The 18,125-nt window shown below is 58.8% G+C and carries 16 protein-coding genes; 9 read left to right on the top strand and 7 right to left on the bottom strand.

Going from position 1 to position 18,125, the window contains the following annotated elements; translation table 11 throughout:
* Positions 1 to 3: 3 nt before the first annotated feature.
* From QMK58_RS15730 to QMK58_RS15720, 3 genes are read right to left on the bottom strand one after another with little or no spacing between them, the layout of a single operon-like run.
* Entirely contained in the window at positions 4 to 1,212 is a 1,209-nt protein-coding gene (locus QMK58_RS15730) for an LLM class flavin-dependent oxidoreductase (protein ID WP_053159428.1), read from the bottom strand.
* A 15-nt stretch (positions 1,213 to 1,227) separates the two neighbouring features.
* Positions 1,228 to 2,451: a lipase family protein gene (locus tag QMK58_RS15725; RefSeq protein ID WP_053159430.1), complete on the bottom strand. Its 1,224-nt coding sequence runs from the start codon at positions 2,449 to 2,451 to the stop codon at positions 1,228 to 1,230.
* A gap of 14 nt (positions 2,452 to 2,465) precedes the next feature.
* Positions 2,466 to 3,539: an ABC transporter substrate-binding protein gene (locus QMK58_RS15720; protein ID WP_053159431.1), complete on the bottom strand. Its 1,074-nt coding sequence runs from the start codon at positions 3,537 to 3,539 to the stop codon at positions 2,466 to 2,468.
* Between the two features lie 474 nt (positions 3,540 to 4,013).
* On the opposite strand from QMK58_RS15720, the gene QMK58_RS15715 reads away from it, so the two are divergent.
* On the top strand, positions 4,014 to 5,093 hold the full coding sequence (locus QMK58_RS15715) for a sigma-54 interaction domain-containing protein (protein WP_053159433.1): 1,080 nt from the start codon (positions 4,014 to 4,016) through the stop codon (positions 5,091 to 5,093).
* Positions 5,094 to 5,102: 9 nt separating this feature from the next.
* Here the strand turns inward: QMK58_RS15715 and QMK58_RS15710 are convergent, their stop codons facing one another.
* The gene (locus tag QMK58_RS15710; protein WP_053159434.1) at positions 5,103 to 5,621 is read right to left on the bottom strand and encodes an RNA polymerase factor sigma-70; all 519 of its coding nucleotides are present in this window, start codon (positions 5,619 to 5,621) and stop codon (positions 5,103 to 5,105) included.
* Positions 5,622 to 5,825: 204 nt separating this feature from the next.
* Here QMK58_RS15710 and QMK58_RS15705 point away from each other — a divergent pair, with 204 nt between their 5' ends.
* From QMK58_RS15705 to QMK58_RS15690, 4 genes are all read left to right on the top strand, one after another.
* On the top strand, positions 5,826 to 6,791 hold the full coding sequence (locus QMK58_RS15705; RefSeq protein ID WP_082344477.1) for a FecR family protein: 966 nt from the start codon (positions 5,826 to 5,828) through the stop codon (positions 6,789 to 6,791).
* Between the two features lie 98 nt (positions 6,792 to 6,889).
* A complete protein-coding gene (locus QMK58_RS15700; protein ID WP_053159436.1) occupies positions 6,890 to 9,268 on the top strand; it encodes a TonB-dependent siderophore receptor in 2,379 nt (792 codons plus the stop codon).
* Between the two features lie 93 nt (positions 9,269 to 9,361).
* On the top strand, positions 9,362 to 10,513 hold the full coding sequence (locus tag QMK58_RS15695; protein ID WP_053159438.1) for a PepSY-associated TM helix domain-containing protein: 1,152 nt from the start codon (positions 9,362 to 9,364) through the stop codon (positions 10,511 to 10,513).
* A complete protein-coding gene (locus tag QMK58_RS15690; RefSeq protein ID WP_053159440.1) occupies positions 10,510 to 10,701 on the top strand; it encodes a hypothetical protein in 192 nt (63 codons plus the stop codon). Before QMK58_RS15695 ends, QMK58_RS15690 begins: the two co-directional genes overlap by 4 nt.
* A gap of 31 nt (positions 10,702 to 10,732) precedes the next feature.
* Here the strand turns inward: QMK58_RS15690 and QMK58_RS15685 are convergent, their stop codons facing one another.
* From QMK58_RS15685 to QMK58_RS15675, 3 genes are all read right to left on the bottom strand, one after another.
* Complete coding sequence (locus QMK58_RS15685) at positions 10,733 to 11,767, bottom strand: sensor domain-containing diguanylate cyclase (RefSeq protein WP_320395004.1); 1,035 nt, start codon at positions 11,765 to 11,767, stop codon at positions 10,733 to 10,735.
* Positions 11,768 to 11,921: 154 nt separating this feature from the next.
* Positions 11,922 to 12,170: a DUF2790 domain-containing protein gene (locus QMK58_RS15680; protein ID WP_053159442.1), complete on the bottom strand. Its 249-nt coding sequence runs from the start codon at positions 12,168 to 12,170 to the stop codon at positions 11,922 to 11,924.
* 135 nt (positions 12,171 to 12,305) lie between these two features.
* A complete protein-coding gene (locus QMK58_RS15675) occupies positions 12,306 to 13,235 on the bottom strand; it encodes a LysR family transcriptional regulator (RefSeq protein ID WP_053159444.1) in 930 nt (309 codons plus the stop codon).
* A 108-nt stretch (positions 13,236 to 13,343) separates the two neighbouring features.
* Here QMK58_RS15675 and QMK58_RS15670 point away from each other — a divergent pair, with 108 nt between their 5' ends.
* The 4 genes from QMK58_RS15670 (at position 13,344) to QMK58_RS15655 (ending at position 18,111) form a co-directional block, all read left to right on the top strand.
* Entirely contained in the window at positions 13,344 to 14,168 is an 825-nt protein-coding gene (locus QMK58_RS15670; protein ID WP_320395003.1) for a gamma-glutamyl-gamma-aminobutyrate hydrolase family protein, read from the top strand.
* On the top strand, positions 14,165 to 15,238 hold the full coding sequence (locus QMK58_RS15665; protein ID WP_053159448.1) for a M14 family metallopeptidase: 1,074 nt from the start codon (positions 14,165 to 14,167) through the stop codon (positions 15,236 to 15,238). Before QMK58_RS15670 ends, QMK58_RS15665 begins: the two co-directional genes overlap by 4 nt.
* 65 nt (positions 15,239 to 15,303) lie before the next feature.
* Positions 15,304 to 16,626, top strand: coding sequence for an MFS transporter (locus tag QMK58_RS15660; RefSeq protein WP_053159450.1), 1,323 nt, complete (start codon positions 15,304 to 15,306; stop codon positions 16,624 to 16,626).
* A 180-nt stretch (positions 16,627 to 16,806) separates the two neighbouring features.
* Complete coding sequence (locus tag QMK58_RS15655; RefSeq protein ID WP_320395002.1) at positions 16,807 to 18,111, top strand: OprD family outer membrane porin; 1,305 nt, start codon at positions 16,807 to 16,809, stop codon at positions 18,109 to 18,111.
* Positions 18,112 to 18,125: the final 14 nt, after the last annotated feature.

Below are 18,125 nucleotides of genomic sequence, written 5' to 3'. Positions count from 1 at the left end.
GCATCAGGCTCCGGCCGGGCCGTTGGCGGAGCGCAGCTCCAACGGCGCTTCTGACGGGCGACTCAGTTCGACGCGCTCACTGCGAAAGTGCGGCAGGATGTGCTCACCCAGGCGGTAGGCTTCTTCCAGGTGCGGGTAGCCGGCGAGGAAGAACAGGTCGATGCCGATGTCGTTGTACTCGCGAATCCGCGCCACGACATTTTCATAGCTGCCCACCAGCGCGCAACCTGGCGGAATGCCGATATAACCGAAACCGGTCCAGACGTTGGGGTGAATGAAAAAGTCGTCGAAGCTTTGGGTTTCGGTCTTTTGCGCGAACCCGCTCTCGTAGCTGAGCTTGCGTGCGGTGCGCAGCCCGGCATGGGCCGCCACGGCCTTGACTGCGCCTTTGGCAATGCCTTCGTCGAAGAAACGCTTGGCTTCGGTGCGGGCCAGTTCCTCGGTTTCCCGGGTAATGACATCGATCGACAAACCGAAACGAATGTCGCTGCGTCCGTACTTCAATGCACGCTCGCGTATATCGGCAATCAGCGCGGCAATTTCCTCCGGATGCTCGGCACGCATCAGGTAGAAGTCGGCGTGTTTGGCCGCGAACTCGCGAGCCGGGATTGACGAACCGGCGGTGCAGATCAGTGGCAGTTCGGCTTTCTTCAAAGGTCCGCGCAAACCTCCGCCTTCGGCTTTGTAGAATTTGCCCTCGTAGTGGAAGTTCTCGCTGTGCCAATAGCCCTTGACCACGTCCATGAACTCGATGGCCCGTTCATAGCGCTCGTCGTGATCGCTGAAATCGCCGACCTGACGCTGAATCGCATCCGAGCCGCCATTGATGATGTTCCACACCAACCGGTTGCCCGTGGCGCGCTGATAGGTGGCGGCTTGTTGCACCGCTACCCACGGCGTGTAGTGATAGGGCTGGAACGCCGTGACGAATTTCAGCGTGCGGGTTTCCCGGGCCAGCAGTGAGCAGACGGTCCAGGGCTCTTCGCCTGAGGGGGCGTTGACCATCAGCGCACCGCCGAAACCGTTGATTTCTGCGGCCTTGGCGATCTGCCCCAGGTAGTCGATGTAGGTGAAGTGGTCGCCCACGCTGAACGCCGAGACGGCGCCAGTGCTCGGGCCACCGCGATGCCAGTCACCACGGTTGCGCGGGTCGCCAGGGAGGAATTGGGTTTCGCCATGGAGGGGCAGGCGGGTAAAGAATTCAATGCTCATGTCGAAGGCTCCGTCTCACTGCACGTTGGGGCTGCAAATCGGGGTGATGGGCTGGTCGTTGATGACCTTGTGGGCGAAAGGCACCGAGTCCTTGAGGGACGCGTTGACCGTTTCGCTATGGCCCAGTCCTTTGTAGAGATGGCCCTCAACCACGGAGCCGGTTTTGCAGGCGTCTTGCATCAGCGCGACCTGGGTCGAGGCCGCCGGGGTTTTGTCTTCGGCGCCGGTGCCGATGAAAATCGGTTGGGCCAGTTTCAGCGTCGGGTAGGACACTTGTTTCTGCCACGCCGCGAGCTGGTCACCCTGGTAGTCTTTTTTGGCATTGGCCGGCGTCAGGCCGACGCCGACCACATCGCTGACCAGGGCCGCCAGGCAGCTGGTGCGGGCTTGCTCGAACAGTGGCAGCGCCTTGTCGGTGTAGAAATCCTTGGGGTTGATGCTCGAGTCGTACTGCTGAGCCGCGAGCAAGGTATAGAAGCCGTAGGCGAGGGACGCGTCGACCTTGTTGACGTCCTGTTCACCGACGTTTTTCGCACCCGCGGTGTAAATCACGCCGGTGCCGATGCTGCCTTTTACCCCCAGGTCCGGCGCATAAGTCGGTGCGTAGGCGGCGGAGGCAAAGGCGCCTGCGCCCCCTTGGGACTGACCGACGATCAGCACTTTGTTGGCCAGCCCCGGAACCCCGGCGACCACGGCTTTGGCCGCATCGAGAATGCCGTAGGCCGCCATGCGATTGTTCAGCAACGGGTGGCCGCCGGGTACGCCAAGGCCCTGATAATCGGTAGCGACAATCGCATACCCTTCGTCCAGCCAGCGGCTGAGGTACTGCACGTCGCGGTAGGAGCGGCCTTGCCAGGACGGCGCGCAAACATCCGCTATACCGACCGTGCCATGGCCCCAACTGGCAACCGGCCAGCCACCGGCTGGCGCCTTGCCCTTGGGCAGGAACAGCGTGCCCGAGACCACGATCGGGGTCTTGTTGTCGATGCCGTCGGTGGAGGTGTAGAGAATCCGTTGCGCGCTGGCGGCGTTGGGCAGGCTCAAGGTCTTTTCCAATGGCTCGCTGCGCAGCAGCTTGCCCGGCGTGGACGGAATGACTTCTTGCCAGGTGTAAAACGCCGAGACACGGCCGTCGCCTTGCTGCGGATCGGGTTTTGGTGCGTGTGTACCGGCAGCCATGGCAGTGATGGACAGCGTCAGGACACTCAAACCGAAGACGAATTTTTGCGGCAGTTTCATGGTGATTTCCCTATTCATGGATTGTTGCTGACCTGGCCACGCAGGGCCGGCCAATAGTCGGTGAGTTGCAGATCGATCAGCGCCTGGTTGGTGAAACCGGTGGCCAGCGAAGGGGTGATGTCGTAGTTGTCGCGAATCAGGTGATTGGCCAGGGCGTAAGCTGTCAGGGCCTGGTAATGTGCTTTGAGTTGTTGGTCGCTCTTCGGCGCCCAGCGCTCCTTCCAGGCCACCGGGTCGTTCTGATCGTCGCGACGCAGCACGCTTTCCGCTGTGCCGGCGCGGGAGGAGAGTTGGTAGTAGGCATCCTGGTTCTGCTCCTGGGAAATCCACCAGGCGGCCTTGACCCAGGCCGTCGCCAGCAACTGCGTGATGTCGGGGTGCTGGGTGACGAAGTTATCGGTGCCCCAGAGGTCGGAGATCAGGCGCCAGTCGTTGGCGCCTTCCTTGGTCGACCAGAGAATCTTGCCCACGCCTTTGTCCTCCAGTGCGTAGGCCTCGCTGAGCAGTACCGCCGCATCGACTTTGCCGGCGGACACGGCTGCGGCACCGACTTGCGGGTTGAGGTTGGCGATCTTGAAGTCGTCGAGCTTCAGGCCTTTGCTGGCGAGAAAGTTGCTGAATGCGAACTCCCAGGGACGACCTCGGTGCAGGGCCAGGCGTTTGCCTTTCAAATCTTCGATGCTCTTGGCCTCGGAACCTGCCGGTACCACCAGATAAATGTTGTTGCCGCTGCCTCCGGGTACGATCAATTTACCCGGCACGCCACCGGCGCCAGCGATCACCGAGGGCAGATCGCCGCGCACGGCGAAGTCGATGCTGTTGTTGCTGAAGCCTTCGTTGATCTGCGGACCGGCGCCAGCGTGGGGCAGGGCAATCCACTCAAGTTTCACGCCGCGCTGGCTCAGTTGCTGTTCTAGCCAACCGTCTTCGATAACCCGCCCGGCGATGCCACCGAACACCGGTTTTCCGCCCTGGGTGTAGGCGACGATGGCGATCTTCACCGACGTCGGTACCTGTTCGGCCAGTGCGGTGGCACTGAGCAGAAAACCGGTCAATGCGACCAGGCTGTTGCGCCAGAAACGTTTCATTGAAATCTCCCTAAATGGCAATTGGCGAAAACCTTGCGTCGTCCTTGCGGACGCCATCGCTGGCAAGCCAGCTCCTACACAATTCACGTGGTGCACCCATCTCCTGTAGGAGCCGGCTCGCTGGCGATAGGCCCTTGAGCCTTGCGGCGCCGTTGCGGGCGCCATCGACGGCAAGCCAGTGCCTACAGGTGTTACGCTGTCGGGAGGGAGAGAGCAGATTGCATGCCACAGCGCGAAAATCCGCCTGCAGGCCTTGCGCGGCGGGACTTCAGGGTTGGGTAGCGAGTGTGATGTCGAGGGTAGGGTGCTGATCTGCAAACAGGGGAATGCTTGGCAGTTGCTGCTCCAGCAACAAGGCACGAGCAATTGATCGATATATTCGAACTGGGTATATGCAAATACTAATTAATAATTTTTTAGTCTAAACAACTTCGTGCAATATTGATCACGCGCTTTTACTGCCAGGAATGCACCATGTCGCTGATCACTCATCCAAACGCCCGCGAATTGACCAAATCGGTAAGGGCCACCGTTCTGGTTTTCAAGGACCCGCGCTCCCAGGAGTTGCTCAGCCGAATAGAGCGCCTGGCGCCCAGTGAAGCCAATACCCTGATCATCGGCGAAACCGGAACCGGCAAGGAGCTGGTTGCCCGTCACATCCACCACTTGAGTCGCAGGGGGCGCGAACCTTTCGTCGCAGTGAACTGCGGTGCGTTTGCCGAAACCCTGGTGGAAAGTGAGTTGTTCGGCCACGAAAAAGGCGCGTTCACCGGCGCCACTTCCAGCAAGGCCGGCTGGTTCGAAGCGGCCAACGGCGGCACGTTGTTTCTGGATGAGATCGGTGATCTTCCGCTGAACATGCAGGTCAAATTGCTGCGGGTCTTGCAGGAGCGCGAAGTCGTGCGTCTGGGGTCGCGCACGCCGATTCCGATCAATGTGCGCCTGGTGGCCGCGACCAACGTCAATCTGGCGGATGCGGTCGTCGCCGGGCATTTTCGCGAGGATCTTTTCTACCGCTTGCACGTCGCGACGATTCGCCTGCCACCCCTGCGGGAACGACCGGGAGACATCCTGCCGCTGGCTGAGTTTTTCCTCGAAGAGCACTGCCAGCGCCTGGGTTACAACCGTGCGTCACTGAGTGTCGAAGCCGAACGAAAACTGTTGGAGCACAGCTGGCCGGGCAACATCCGCGAACTGGAAAACTCCATTCACCATGCCTTGCTGGTGTGCCGCAATCAGCGGGTCGCACCCGCGGATCTGCATTTGGTGGACATGCGCTCCTCAGGCATCCGTCACGAGCAGGAACAAGCGGTTCATGCAAGTCTGGGGATCGCCGGACCGGTGGATCTGGAAGCGGCACTTAACGCACTGTTCGAACAGAACATTCCCGATCTTTATGAGCACATTGAAGAAACCATTTTTCGCGCCGCTTACCGGTTTTGCCATGGCAACCAATTGCAGACCGGACGATTACTGAATATCAGCCGCAACATCGTTCGGGCGCGATTGGAAAAGATCGGGGAGTTGAACAAGCCGGTGTCGGTGGAGAATTGACAGGGTGCCCTAAAGCGCTTTTTGCCGGCAGTGGAGCAGGGCCTCACTGATCATGGCGTGGACCAGTGATGGAGAAACACCAAGTTTTTTCGCGATTTCGTTCTGTTTCATGCCGTGAATTCGGCACATTTCGAACGCATAGCGCGTGCGTTCGGGCAAATCGGACAATGCTCCGCAAACCCTTTCCAGCACCTGTTGATCCGACACCAGTGCTTCCGGCGTTTCCGCCTGTGGGCCGGACACCTCGCTGCTGTCATCTTCCTGGACGATCAAGCGTTCTTCAAACTGGCGGCGACGGTAATGGTCGATCGACAGATTGCGCACTATACGCGTGAGGTACGAGGCTTGAGACCGGATCGGCCCACTCGCGTCAGCCTCGCCCATTTTCAGGAAGGCTTCATGGACAATGTCCTCGGCATGGCTGCGGCATCCGGTGATTCGCGCCGCGAGCCCAATCAAGCGCTGACGCCGCTCAAAGAACACTTCAAGCAATTGGGAGCCGCTCCCCGCCGTATTAGGCTTTTGCATGATGCACCTGAATTGTTTTTATGAATCTGCCAGCGAGGGTCGTGAATTTATTCTTATTAAGAATTATTTGCAATAAATCCTCTGTCGCATTTCACCCAAAGTGCCATCAACCATGCCGAAGGCGATTTCAACGGTGTGCTGGAACTGAACCAAAACCGCCGGACATGGAGTAAGCTTGCGGAAATTTTCCTTCTACCAGCCATGATGACCAATCCTTCCTGCCCGCAGAAATCTACTGGTGAAATTGCTGCCGACTGGTGTGTGCGACTGCACTTCGGCGAGTGCACGGATGCCGATCGCGCGCAGTTCCGGCGCTGGCATGATGCGGATCCGTCCCATGGGGTGGAATACACCAAAATTTGTCGAATCTGGCAGGTAAGCGAGCAGTTGCCAGCCAGCCTGGATGTCGACCGTTCAGGACGCTCGCGCTGGAGCGAGCGTTTACCCTGGATGGCGCGCGCGGCGGTGTTCGTGGTCGCCGTGGGTGCCGTCTGGGGTACAGGTTGGTCAGTGGGCATGCTGCCTGGCAGTGTCCGCTACTTCATGGCGCAGGAAGTCCGTCGACAGGTGCTACTGCCGGATCACAGTCAGGTGCAACTCAATCAGCGAACTGGACTTGTCTACCTCGGTTTTCGCGATCAGCGCCAGGTACTGCTGCGTAATGGCGAAGCTTTTTTCGATGTTCAGCACGACCTTGAAAAGCCATTCGTGATACGTGCCGACAACGCCAATATCAGAGTCACCGGTACTCATTTCAATGTCTGGACCGGACAGGAAATCACCACGGTAACCGTCACCCAGGGTTCGGTACTGGCTTCGCGCAATGACGGCAGCGATGACAACAATCAGGGCGCAGTGCTCACAGCGGGGATGCAAGCGGCATTCGGCCCTGATCGAATGGTGCAATTGGCCCGCATCGATCCCTCCCGGGCTGCTGCCTGGCGCAACGGCAAGCTGATGCTTGATGATGTCAGCCTGCGCGAAGCGCTGCCCCTGATCAACCGCTACCTTGACGTACCGTTGAAGCTGGCGGACAGCGGGGTGGGCGACCTGCGTTTCGGTGGCACCTATGACACCGCTGAACTTGGCCAGCTGGTTAGCGCGCTGCCGAAGATACTGCCGGTCAAATTGCGCCACAGCGATCAAGCGACTTTGCTATTGAGGCGCTGAACCCCACCTTCTGGATTTCTTTCTTGTGATTTTCTGAACAAATCACACGCTCATTCGTCGATCCGGCATGCCCTTACATTCAAGCTACCGGAAGCATTATGAGCGCCTATCCACTGAATCGACCCGCCCTGAGCCTGCGCCGCTGCATCGCCGCCACCATTCTGGGCCTCACACTGGTGACAGCCGTACCGGCGATGGCCGACCCGGTCCAGGTCAACATTCCTTCGCAGGCGCTGTCCTCTGCGCTTTCCGATCTGGCGAGGCAGGCCAATCTGCAGATCATCTACAGTCAAGACACCGTGTCCGGCATTCGTAGTCGTGACGTCGCCGGAAAGATGGAGCCGGAGGCCGCACTGCGTCAGTTGTTGGGAGGGGCCAGGATCGTCTACCAGATCGAAGGCAACCATGTGACATTGCAGGGCGGCACTGACGACTCGGCGATGGCCTTGCCTGTCACCAGCATCGTTGGTCAGGCCTACAGCTCCGTGAGTCCCAATGACGGCTATGTGGCCAAGCACGCTTCTGCCGGGACCAAGACCGACACGCCACTGGTTGAAACGCCATACTCGGTTTCGGTGGTCACCCGAGAGCAAATTGAGGCCCAGCAACCCAAGACCGTCTCACAAGCTCTGCGCTATACGCCGGGCGTCAATGCCGAAATTGCCGGGCCTCAGTTTGTGACCGACCAGTTGACCATTCGCGGTTTTCAGCAGGGCACCGGGCGCATGTTGCGTGATGGTACGCGCACCTTCCTGCCCGACTTTCTCGGCTGGGACGCCCCTGAACCCTATGGTCTGGAACGTATTGAGGTGCTGCGCGGTGCCAGCTCGGTTCTCTACGGAGCCTCCGACCCGGGCGGCCAGATCAATCTGGTGACCAAGCGGCCGACGATCGAGCCACTGCATGAAGTGCAGTTGCAAATGGGCAACGAGAACTACCATCAGGGCGCCTTTGATCTGGGGGATGCGCTGGACGAGGAGGGGATCTGGAGTTACCGGCTGACTGGCCTGTTCCGGGAAGCCGATGCCCAGACCGACCACATTACCAACCGTCGCCAGTACATTGCTCCAGCCATCAGCTACCGTCCCAGCGACAACACCGAGCTGACGTTTTTGGGTGAGTATCAGAAACAGACCGGCAACTTCGCCAATCCGTTACCGGCCGAGGGCACAGTGTTTCGAGACCCGCGTGGACGTCTGGACCGCGACACCTACGTGGGGGACACCGCCACGGACTTCATGACCAACGAAAAGACATCGTTGGGTTATGTGTTCGAGCATCAGTTCGACGAAATCTGGACTGCGCGCCAAAACGTACGTTACAGCGACTATCGTCAAGCCAGTTCCGAGATTGCCCTGTTCGGGCCGGTTGGCGACCAGTACTCGCGCTATAACGATCAACGCAAGGGCGACGGCCATCTGTTCACCATGGATAACCAGATCCAGGCCAACTTCGCTACGGGCCCACTCGAACACACGCTGTTGACCGGCATTGATTACAACAACGGCAAGTTCGATCAGGACCAGTCGCTGAACTTCATCCTGGAAAGCTTCGACGTGTTCAATCCGGTCAACGGGCAGCCACTGACTTTCATTCCGTTCAGTGCCAATAGCTACGAACAGAAAATGTCGCAAACCGGTGTCTACCTGCAGGACCAGTTGAAAGTCGACAAGTGGGTGTTCCTCCTGGGTGGCCGGTACGATTGGGCCACCAACCAGAAGGATGACCGCGCTCCGCAGACCCAGAAGGATGAGAAGTTCAGCGGTCGCGCCGGTATTGTCTACCTCTTCGACAATGGCCTGGCTCCCTATGCCAGCTACAGCGAATCGTTTTTGCCAGTGATGGGCGTTACTGCTGACAACTCGCAACTTGATCCGGAAACCGGCAAACAATACGAAGTGGGCCTCAAGTACGAGCCGCCGGGCTCCAACAGCCTCTACACCATTGCCTGGTTCGACCTCACCAAGCAAAACGCCACGGAGAACGTTAACGGCTTCTCCAGGCAGGAGGGTGAGGTTCGTTCCCAGGGCGTGGAGCTCGAAGCCAAGACTGAAATCACCCAGGGTTTCAACCTGATCGGCAGTTACACCTGGAACGATGTCGAAGTCACTCAATCGGAAACCGGCAACAAGGGCAATACTCCGTTCCGGGTACCAGAGCACATGGCGTCGCTGTGGGGTGATTACATTGTCCAGAGTGGCTCGCTGGCTGGCTTGCGCCTGGGGGCTGGTACCCGTTACGTGGGCAGCACATTCGGCGATTCGGCCAACAGTTTCAAAGTGGACAGCTATACCGTGGTCGACGCGCTGGTCAGCTATCAACTCGGCAAGGTCTCCGCTTCGCTGGATGGGGTAGAGGTGTCGCTCAATGCCACTAACCTGTTCGACGAAGAGTATGTGGCCGGTTGCTTCAGTACCGTTGGCTGCCAGTACGGACAGCAACGCACGGTCTACGGCACTGTGGGATATAACTGGTAACCCCGAGCTGCCCAGGTACTTTTTTTGTACCTGGGCGCCGACCGTACCCTGCAACGTTCGGCAAGCGTTAATTTATAAGGAATAGCACCGGACATGACCGCCCGAGCCTTGCGCAACTGGTATCTGGTCCACAAATGGACCAGCCTGATCGCCACCCTCTTTTTGTTGTTGCTGTGCATCACGGGGTTACCGCTGATCTTTCATGAAGAGATCGAGCACTACTTCGAACCCCACCCGCCGCTGCGTCCGCTGACTGCTCAAGCGCCACGAATCGACTACGACAAGGTGATTGCCAGTGCTTTGGCAGCACGACCAGGTGAAGTCGTGCGCTTCGTCGGTTTCGACCCGCAAGACCCGCGAGGCGTGGTGATCACTGCCGCGAGTCTGGGGCCAGCGCCGCTGGACGATCACGCTCAGCCGTTCGATACGCGCACCGCAGAGTTGTTCCCGCCGGAGCCACCGGATGATGGTTTCATGAACCTGATGCTGCGCCTGCATACCGATTTGTTCCTCGGACTGCCCGGTTATCTGTTCCTCGGTTTCATGGGGCTATTGCTGGTAGCGTCGCTGGTTTGCGGCGTGGTGGTGTACACGCCGTTCATGCGCAAGCTGGACTTCGCCACCGTGCGTAGCGGACGCAGCCAACGACTGAAATGGCTGGATCTGCATAATGTGCTTGGCATTGTCACCTTGGCCTGGGTATTGGTGGTTGGCATTACCGGCGTGATCAATACCCTGGCGCTGCCCATACAGGGTCTGTGGCAGACGGGCCAGTTGGCGCAGATGACCGCCCCCTACAAAGACGCACCGCCGCTGGAGCGCCTCGGTTCATTGCACAAGGCATTGGAGGCCGCCCGAAATGCGGCGCCGGACATGCAGCCGAGCTTCGTTGCGTTTCCCGGTACTCAACTCAGCAGCCAGCATCATTACGCGGTGTTCATGCGCGGTACCACGCCACTGACCGCGCGCCTGCTCAAGCCAGCCCTGGTGGACGCACGAACCAGCGAGCTGACTGACATGCGCGAGATGCCCTTGTATGTGAAAACCTTGCTGATCTCGCAACCCTTGCACTTTGGCGACTATGGTGGCTTGCCATTGAAGATCATCTGGGCCGCCCTCGACCTGATTACCATCGTCGTCCTGGGGAGTGGTTTGTACCTCTGGTTGGGCCGACGCAAAGTCCCGCTGGAAAAGCGCCTTGGCGAGCTGAATGCCAATAGCCTGGGAACGGGGAGCAGGGTATGAGACGCGGTCTCTGGATGATCTTTCGTTGGCCGCTACTGCTGGCGGTGCTGAGCTTTCTCGGGCTGCTGTCGGCACTGATCGGCGATGGGTTCTATGACCTGCTGTCGTGGCTCAGCCTGGCCGTGCCTTTGCTGCTGGTAGCGGTGGTCTGGATTCGCTTGCGTGGAGGAAGCCGGCCGCGTTCGTGAGCGTACTCGGCGTTGCTGACGCTCGGCTTTCCTACAACCGTTGGCGGTTTCGCTGCTGTTTCACCTTATACATCTCGCGGTCCGCCAGCTTCGTGGCCTCGTCCACAGTGATGCTGCCCGGTATCACTGCCACGACCCCGACACTCGCGCCGGTATATTGAATATCACCCAGACCGTGACCCAGCTCATATTGCCCTATTGTCGCTTGGGACAGTCGATCCTGAAGTAGTTCGGCGGCATGTTGCATGTCTTTTGCCAGGTCCGAGTGTTCCGATGGTGTGCCCAAGGCGATCACGATGAACTCGTCACCGCCACTACGGCCGATGATGTCGCTGGTTCTAAGACCCTGCTGCAATTGAGCGGCTACGCCGCGCAGTAGCTGGTCTCCGGCCTGGTGGCCGTGGGTGTCGTTGATGAGCTTGAACCCATCCAGATCGAGGACTCCCAGCAGTATGTACTTGCCTTCCCGCTGGGCCAGGGCGAACAGGCGAGCGGCATCGTTCAGGATGGCACGCCGATTGGACAGCCCGGTCAGTGGATCTGTCAGGGCCAGCTTGGTCAACTCGGCGTTGGCAGCCCGAAGTCGCTCAACAAGCAGCTCACGTTCAAGGGAGTATCCCAGCAACCCGGACAGCAACATCAGCAAGGGTTCCACTTCAGGAGTGCGGGCCACCTGAGCCGAGCTGGCGGCACATACCGTCCCCAGCACGTGCCCAGCCTGGGATCGAATCGGCGCGCTCACGTAAGTTCTGATGCCCAGGGCGGCGGCAGCCTCCGAGTCGCCCCAGCATTGGGCAACGTTATCCGAGTACATGCGATTTTCGTCCAGCGCCCGCTTGCACAGAGTATCTGTCCAGGGCACCACCAGCCCTTCGGGAATCACCATGTCACCGACGTTGCGTGCGAACTCGATACGCTGGACACCCTCGTCGGTATCAATGGTCGTCAGGTAGGTCGACTCCATACCGGTCACCTGGCTAAGCAGGGTCAGCAAAGGACGGGTCAGTTGCTCCAGGGTTTGGGCTTTTGGAAGGGTATCGGAGAGAAGAGAAAGAATCTGATCCATTTGGGCGTGCCGATAGCTGAGTGGTGTTTCAATTATCGGCTGATCGGCGCGGCACTGAACAGTACTGGGCTTCACCCGGCTGAATGGGGCGGCCGCGACCTTGCCGATCAACTCCACACACCCGCAACAATCGCGACGCGCGCCCTGGGCAGAACTAATTACCGCCCCAGGTGGTGTCTATCACAAGGTACGCAAGTCGTCGCGTCTTGCCTTGATGGTCGATGTACTCCATGGTCGCCGGATAAACCTCATTCTCGATAGGCGTTGCCGTCACCGAGACGACCTCGGCGATATCCAGGTGCATGCCATAGGTGTACTGAGTGTCGGCGACAGGTGACGGGCCGGCGGCCAGCACGGGACCTGAAATCAGTCCCAGCATGACGAAACACAATGGTTTTTTCATTTTCGCTTCCTCTATGTATCTGTAGCGCTTCGCATTCCCTGTCCGGTTGATCGAGTAACTGTCTGAGTCACGTTAGTGGTCGATGCAATCAACCAGTATGGACCCGTGCCGAGTAATGCGCCCCGTCCGGCGCGACTATAGATAAGGCGCAATTTCGTGCTCCGCCTCCTGGAAGTACGAACGGATGATAGTGAACGACTGCTTCGCGGCGGGCGTCAGCGTCCGATGCCGGATCGTTACGATGCCCAGGGTCAGGTCCAGCTCAAAGGGTGGCTGGACATCAAGGATCGCGACGGACTTTTCCCTGAGCAGTTTGATCATGGCGAGGAAGGTGGTGGGAAAAAGCGCGTTGGTACTGAGAATGAGGTCGTGCGCCGTCTCGATATTATTGATGCTCGCGGCAAAGTTGGTCTCGATGGGCATCTGCATGCCATAGAGATGGGCCATCTTCAGGGCCAGCATCTCATTGATATATCCCGAGCCGATCAACGGGTGCTCTTTCAGGTCATCCATGGTCAGGCCTTGGCGCGTGGCCAGTGGATGCCCGGCCCGGGCGAACCAGCCAAAACTGCAGGTGTACAAAGGCTCGACCATTAGCTCTGGGTAGCGGGCTGCTGCCCCCACGTCACCAATGAAGAAGTCGAGCCTTTCGTTTTGCAGGGCATCGAGCAGTACATCGGTACTGTGCACCTGAGCCTGGATCTTCAAACCGGGTCCAGCCGCTAGCAGTTGCCGGATCAGCGAGGCCAGGAAGTCATGGGCAACCGAGGAGCCCAGCCCGAATGCAAGCGGGCCATAGGCCCCGTTTTTCATCAGGTTCAGCGTTCGCGCCCCTTCACGCTCTTCAAAAATGATGCGCTTCGCCCGCTCGAGGTATTCCATCGCGAAGGGCGTGGGGTGCAAGCGACGATTGGTCCGGTCAAAGAGCGACACCCGCAATTCGTCCTCCAGCGCCTTGATGCTTCTGGAGAGCGCCGGTTGGCTCAGGTGCACCGCATCAGCGGCGGCGCTGAGCGATCCGGTGTTCATCAGCGCGAGAAAGTGCTGTAACTGTCGGGTATTCATGGGCTTTCCACTTGCAGATAATGCATGAAATCAGAATTTATTATGCAATTTACCATGGTTTAACGATCTCATAGACTGGGTCCTCGTTTACCCCTACGGGACTTGACCATGACCAGATCGCCACTATTCGCGGACGGCGCCAGACCCCTTGTTGCCATCGCCACCGATCGCGTTGATCGCTATGGCCATCCTGCGCATACCTTGCTGCATGGTTACGTGGACGCAGTGGCCAGCACGGCCCGTGCTCTGCCCTTGGCGCTACCTGCTGATCCCGATGCCATTGACTTCGAGAGCCTGCTGGCCAATATCGATGGCCTTGTGCTCACCGGCAGCCCGTCAAATATTTCGCCTCTGCGTTATGGCGGCACCGCCACGCCGGACGTGTCGACGCTGGACCTGGCCAGAGATGCAACGGTTCTACCGCTCGTCAGAAGGCTGGTGGATGCGGGAGTCCCGGTATTGGGGATATGCCGCGGTTTCCAGGAAATGAACGTTGCCTGGGGTGGCACGCTGGACAGTGCCGTTCATCAGCGCCCCGGTGCCATTGACCACCGCGAAGGTGATCATTCACGCCCGATCGTCGAGTGGTACCAGTACAGCCACAGCATCAAGGTGGCTGCGGGTGGGCTGCTGTCACGTCTGCGAGGCACGGATCATGCGCAAGTCAACTCCCTGCATCATCAAGGCATCGCGCAGCTTGGGACCGGCCTGACTGTCGAGGCGACCGCACCGGACGGGCTGATTGAGGCGTTTTCGGTTACTGACGCCAGCAGCTTCGCCCTGGCGGTGCAGTGGCATCCGGAGATGCGCGTGCACGATGACCGGCTGTCCCGCGACATATTCGAGGCATTTGGTGATGCCTGCCGACGCCGCCGCGAAACCCGCCTGCGTTCGATCGTACACGCAGCACGCGCCGAGGCTTTGATTCCATGACGAGCGCAGAACACATCGACGATCTTTTCAGTGATTCGTATGCACAAGCACGCGAAAAATTTTTTACGGCGGCCAACCAGCGAGGCCTTTCGATCGACAGCTATGAGCTGAACCTCAAGGGTGCCCGTGACGAAACGCTGGCAACGGATGTCGTGTTCGACGGTCCGAGGGATGCTTCCAAGGTGCTGATCCTGCTCAGCGGCGTCCATGGCGTGGAAGGATTCCCTGGTTCGGCGGTGCAGACGGGGGCGCTGCGGCTCGATACACCCAAGCCGGACGACACGGCGATTCTCTATGTTCACGCGATCAACCCGCACGGTTTTTCCCACCTGCGCCGAGTGACCCAGGAAAACGTCGACCTGAACCGTAACTTTATTCAGTTCGACGGTCCGCTTCCGCAAAACGAGGGTTACCACGACATTCACGAGGCCCTGCTGCCTGCGCAATGGCCCCCCGAGGATGATCAGGTGTTGCAGCAGTACCGTCTGACCCATGGTGACAAGAAGTTCCAGTGCGCTATCTCCCTAGGCCAATACCATTATCCGGACGGCATGTTCTTTGGTGGACTGACACCGACATGGAGCAACTCCACCTTCCGGCAGATCCTGCGCACCTACGCCGCCAACGCCACGGTCATCGCTTCCGTGGACGTCCATACCGGACTCGGCCCCTACGGCTATGGGGAAAAAATCTTCGCCACCCGCGACACCTGCACCCTGGAGAAAGCCAGGCACTGGTGGGGTGAGATCACCGACGTACATGCCGGCAGCTCTACCAGCGTGCCGATGAGCGGGCCCATTCAGGTGGCCATTTCGCAGGAATGCCCAGCGGCCAGGCACATCGGCATTTGCCTTGAGTTCGGCACCTACCCGATCGAGAAAATAATCACGACGCTTCGGGCCGATCACTGGGTTTTCCGCCACGGCAAGCAGAATACGGCGCAAAGCAGCGAGATCACCCAACGGCTCAAGGATTTGTTCTACCCCAACCACGCGGACTGGAAAACACCCGTTTGGACGCAAGCCAGCCATGTCGTGAATCAGGCGTTGCAAGGGCTGGAAAACTGGTAACGGCATACAGCGAAAAACAGGGACCTGTTTAAGATTTATTCTAATAAGTACAGAGATCTTGATCCATGAACCATTCGACATTATCGATCACTGAAAGCCCGAGTGAGGAAAGCCCTGAAGTGGCTATTCCACACGCCACCCTCAACAAAAAATCAGTCGCCGCCGCGGTGGCTGGTAATGCGCTCGAGTTCTATGACTTTGTCATCTATGCGTATTTCGCGGTCTATATCGGCAAAGCCTTTTTCCCGGTGTCAGGCGAGTATGGCAGTCTGATGGCAGCGGCAGCGACCTTTGGCGTCGGTTTTCTCGCACGGCCACTGGGCGGTGTACTGATCGGCACGTTTGCCGACAAGGCCGGGCGCAAACCGGCAATGATCCTGACGGCGGCCTTGATCACTCTTGGCACGCTGGGCGTGGCCATCACCCCGAGCTACGAAGTGATCGGTATCGCAGCCCCCATCTTCGTGGTTTTTTGCCGCCTGCTGCAGGGCCTGGCCCTGGGGGGTGAGCTGGGTCCTGCCACCTCACTGCTGATTGAAGCAGCCCCCCCCGGTCGCCGTGGCTTCTACGCCAGTTGGCAAGTCGCCAGCCAAGGCTTGGCCGTTGCCGTGGGCGGCATGCTCGGGGTGGCGCTGTCCCTGAGCCTGAGCACTGAGCAGTTGGCCAGTTGGGGTTGGCGGATTCCGTTCCTGCTGAGTCTGGTGCTGATTCCTCTGGTGGTGTACATGCGCAAGTCCCTGCCCGAGACCCACGAGGGCTCGCAAGAACGCAGCGGCAGCGCGATAGTCGGCGAGGTGCTGCGTAATCACAAAAAAATTCTGATCCTCGGTGTGATGTTGTTCGCCTCGATCGCGGTCGCATCGCAGATCGGTAACTACATGGTGAGCTACGCGGTACAGGTCCTGAAACTGCCGGCAGCAGTCGCGCAAGGCAGTGTACTGATCGGCGGGATCGTAACCTTTGCCTTTTCCCTTCTGGGTGGCCACCTGAGTGATCGTTACGGTCGGCGCCTGACCAACATTTTCCCCCGGGTCGCGCTGGCCTTGGTGATCGTCCCGCTGTTCCTGTGGCTCACGGGTTCACCAAGCCTGATCACGCTGCTGACCGTCAATGCGGTCATTGCAGCCCTTACGGCGATGTTTGGTGCGGCGGGTATCGTCCAGGTGCCGGAGCTGTTGCCAATTGCTGTGCGCAGCACCGGCCTGTCAATTACCTATGCCATCGGTGCCGCAATTTTTGGTGGCAGTACCCAGTTTCTCGTCACCTGGCTGATTGCTGTAACCGGCAGCCCCATGGCGCCCGCCTGGTACCTGGTCGGTATCAGCCTGGTCAGCCTTGTTGCCATGCGGATGCTGCCTGAATCACGCGACACCAACGTTCAGGAATAAGCGCTGGCACCCCGTGCAAGATTGCATTTATGCGAAGCAGAAGGTTGAAGTGCGTTCAAAAGGCGCCTTCGACCTCGCGATAAAACAACAACAATAATTTCAGACGTTCGTCTGCCAACAACTGCGCTATAGGCAAAGTCAATGTACCGCACAGAGAAGCTTCCAGTATGGTCGGCGGGAATGCTCGTGGCCGCTATTTCAGCATCGCCGGTTTATGCTGAGGATCACGGGTTTGTCGAAGACAGCACGCTGACGCTCAATACCCGTCAGTGGTATTCCCATGAAATCGGCAGCAAGGCGGTGCACTTCCGCGCACAGACCAATGAAGGCCCCCGCGCGGTGCGAGATCGTACTGCCTGGGTTCAGGGGTTCAAGCTCGATTACATATCCGGTTTCACTCAAGGCCCCCTGGGTTTCGGTCTCGACGTTTCAACCTATTCGGCAGTGGCGCTGGAGCGCAGCCAGCTGACAACGGCTGGTGGCAGCAACCGCGTGCTGGTGGACAAGGACGGCAATGTGGTCGACGACTGGAGCAAAATCGGCGTGGCGGCGTTGAAGGTAAGGCTCGCGCAGACAACGCTGAAAGTGGGTCGGCAGCAGATGTCCAGAACGCCGGTCATGGGTTACGCAGACACCCGGACGCTGCCGGCTTCCTTCGACGGTGTTTCGCTGGAAAGCCATGATATCGACGGCCTGACGATCAAATCCGGGTACTTCGACAGAGCATCCCCTAGGACCGGCGCGGGCACTCAGGATCTGACCCCGACCTATACGTACCGGCACGTCACCGGCGACTTCATCGCCTACGGTGGTGCAGATTTCGTGACCAAAAGCGGATGGCGCGCCAGTGCCTACCTGTCGCGCCTCGACGATATCTGGGACCGTGAATACGTCGGCCTGGGCAAGAAATACCAGTGGGGCCCGATCAGTACCGACATGCAGTTGGATGTCTACAACACTCAGTCCAGTGGTGCCGAGAAGGGCGGCTATATCGATCAGCAGGCCTACGGACTGAGCGTCGCACCGACCTGGAAAAACCATACGCTGAAGTTTGGCGTGCAGAAGATCGATGGCGACGAATTCTTCGACTTTGTCGGCGAGTCGAATGCGATCAACCTGCCCAACGTCGGGCTTTCGAACTATAACGGGCCAAACGAAAAGTCGTTCCAGATCAATTACATGACCGACTTTGCCGCTTACGGTCTGCCAGGCTTTAAGTCCTCTGTCTGGTACATCAAGGGCTGGGGTATCGATGCCACTCACTACAAGGGTGGCTCGAACGGCATGTATGCCGACTTTAAAAACCAGGACGACGAAAACGAGTATGAAGTCGGCACGCTGGCCAGCTACACCTTGCAGTCCGGCAATTTCAAGGGGGCGAGTGTGATGAGCGGTTATGTCTGGCACCGGTCCAGCCCACTCCAACTGGAAAACAATATTGAAGAGTTCCGCTTGATTATCAACGTTCCCTTCAAGATCCTGTAACCCGAGCAAAGAGG

The sequence above is a fragment of the Pseudomonas sp. P8_241 genome, from assembly GCF_034008315.1.
Taxonomy (GTDB): Bacteria; Pseudomonadota; Gammaproteobacteria; order Pseudomonadales; family Pseudomonadaceae; genus Aquipseudomonas.
The sequence above is the reverse complement of the archived record's forward strand: the minus strand, read 5'-3'. Positions and strand labels throughout refer to the sequence as shown.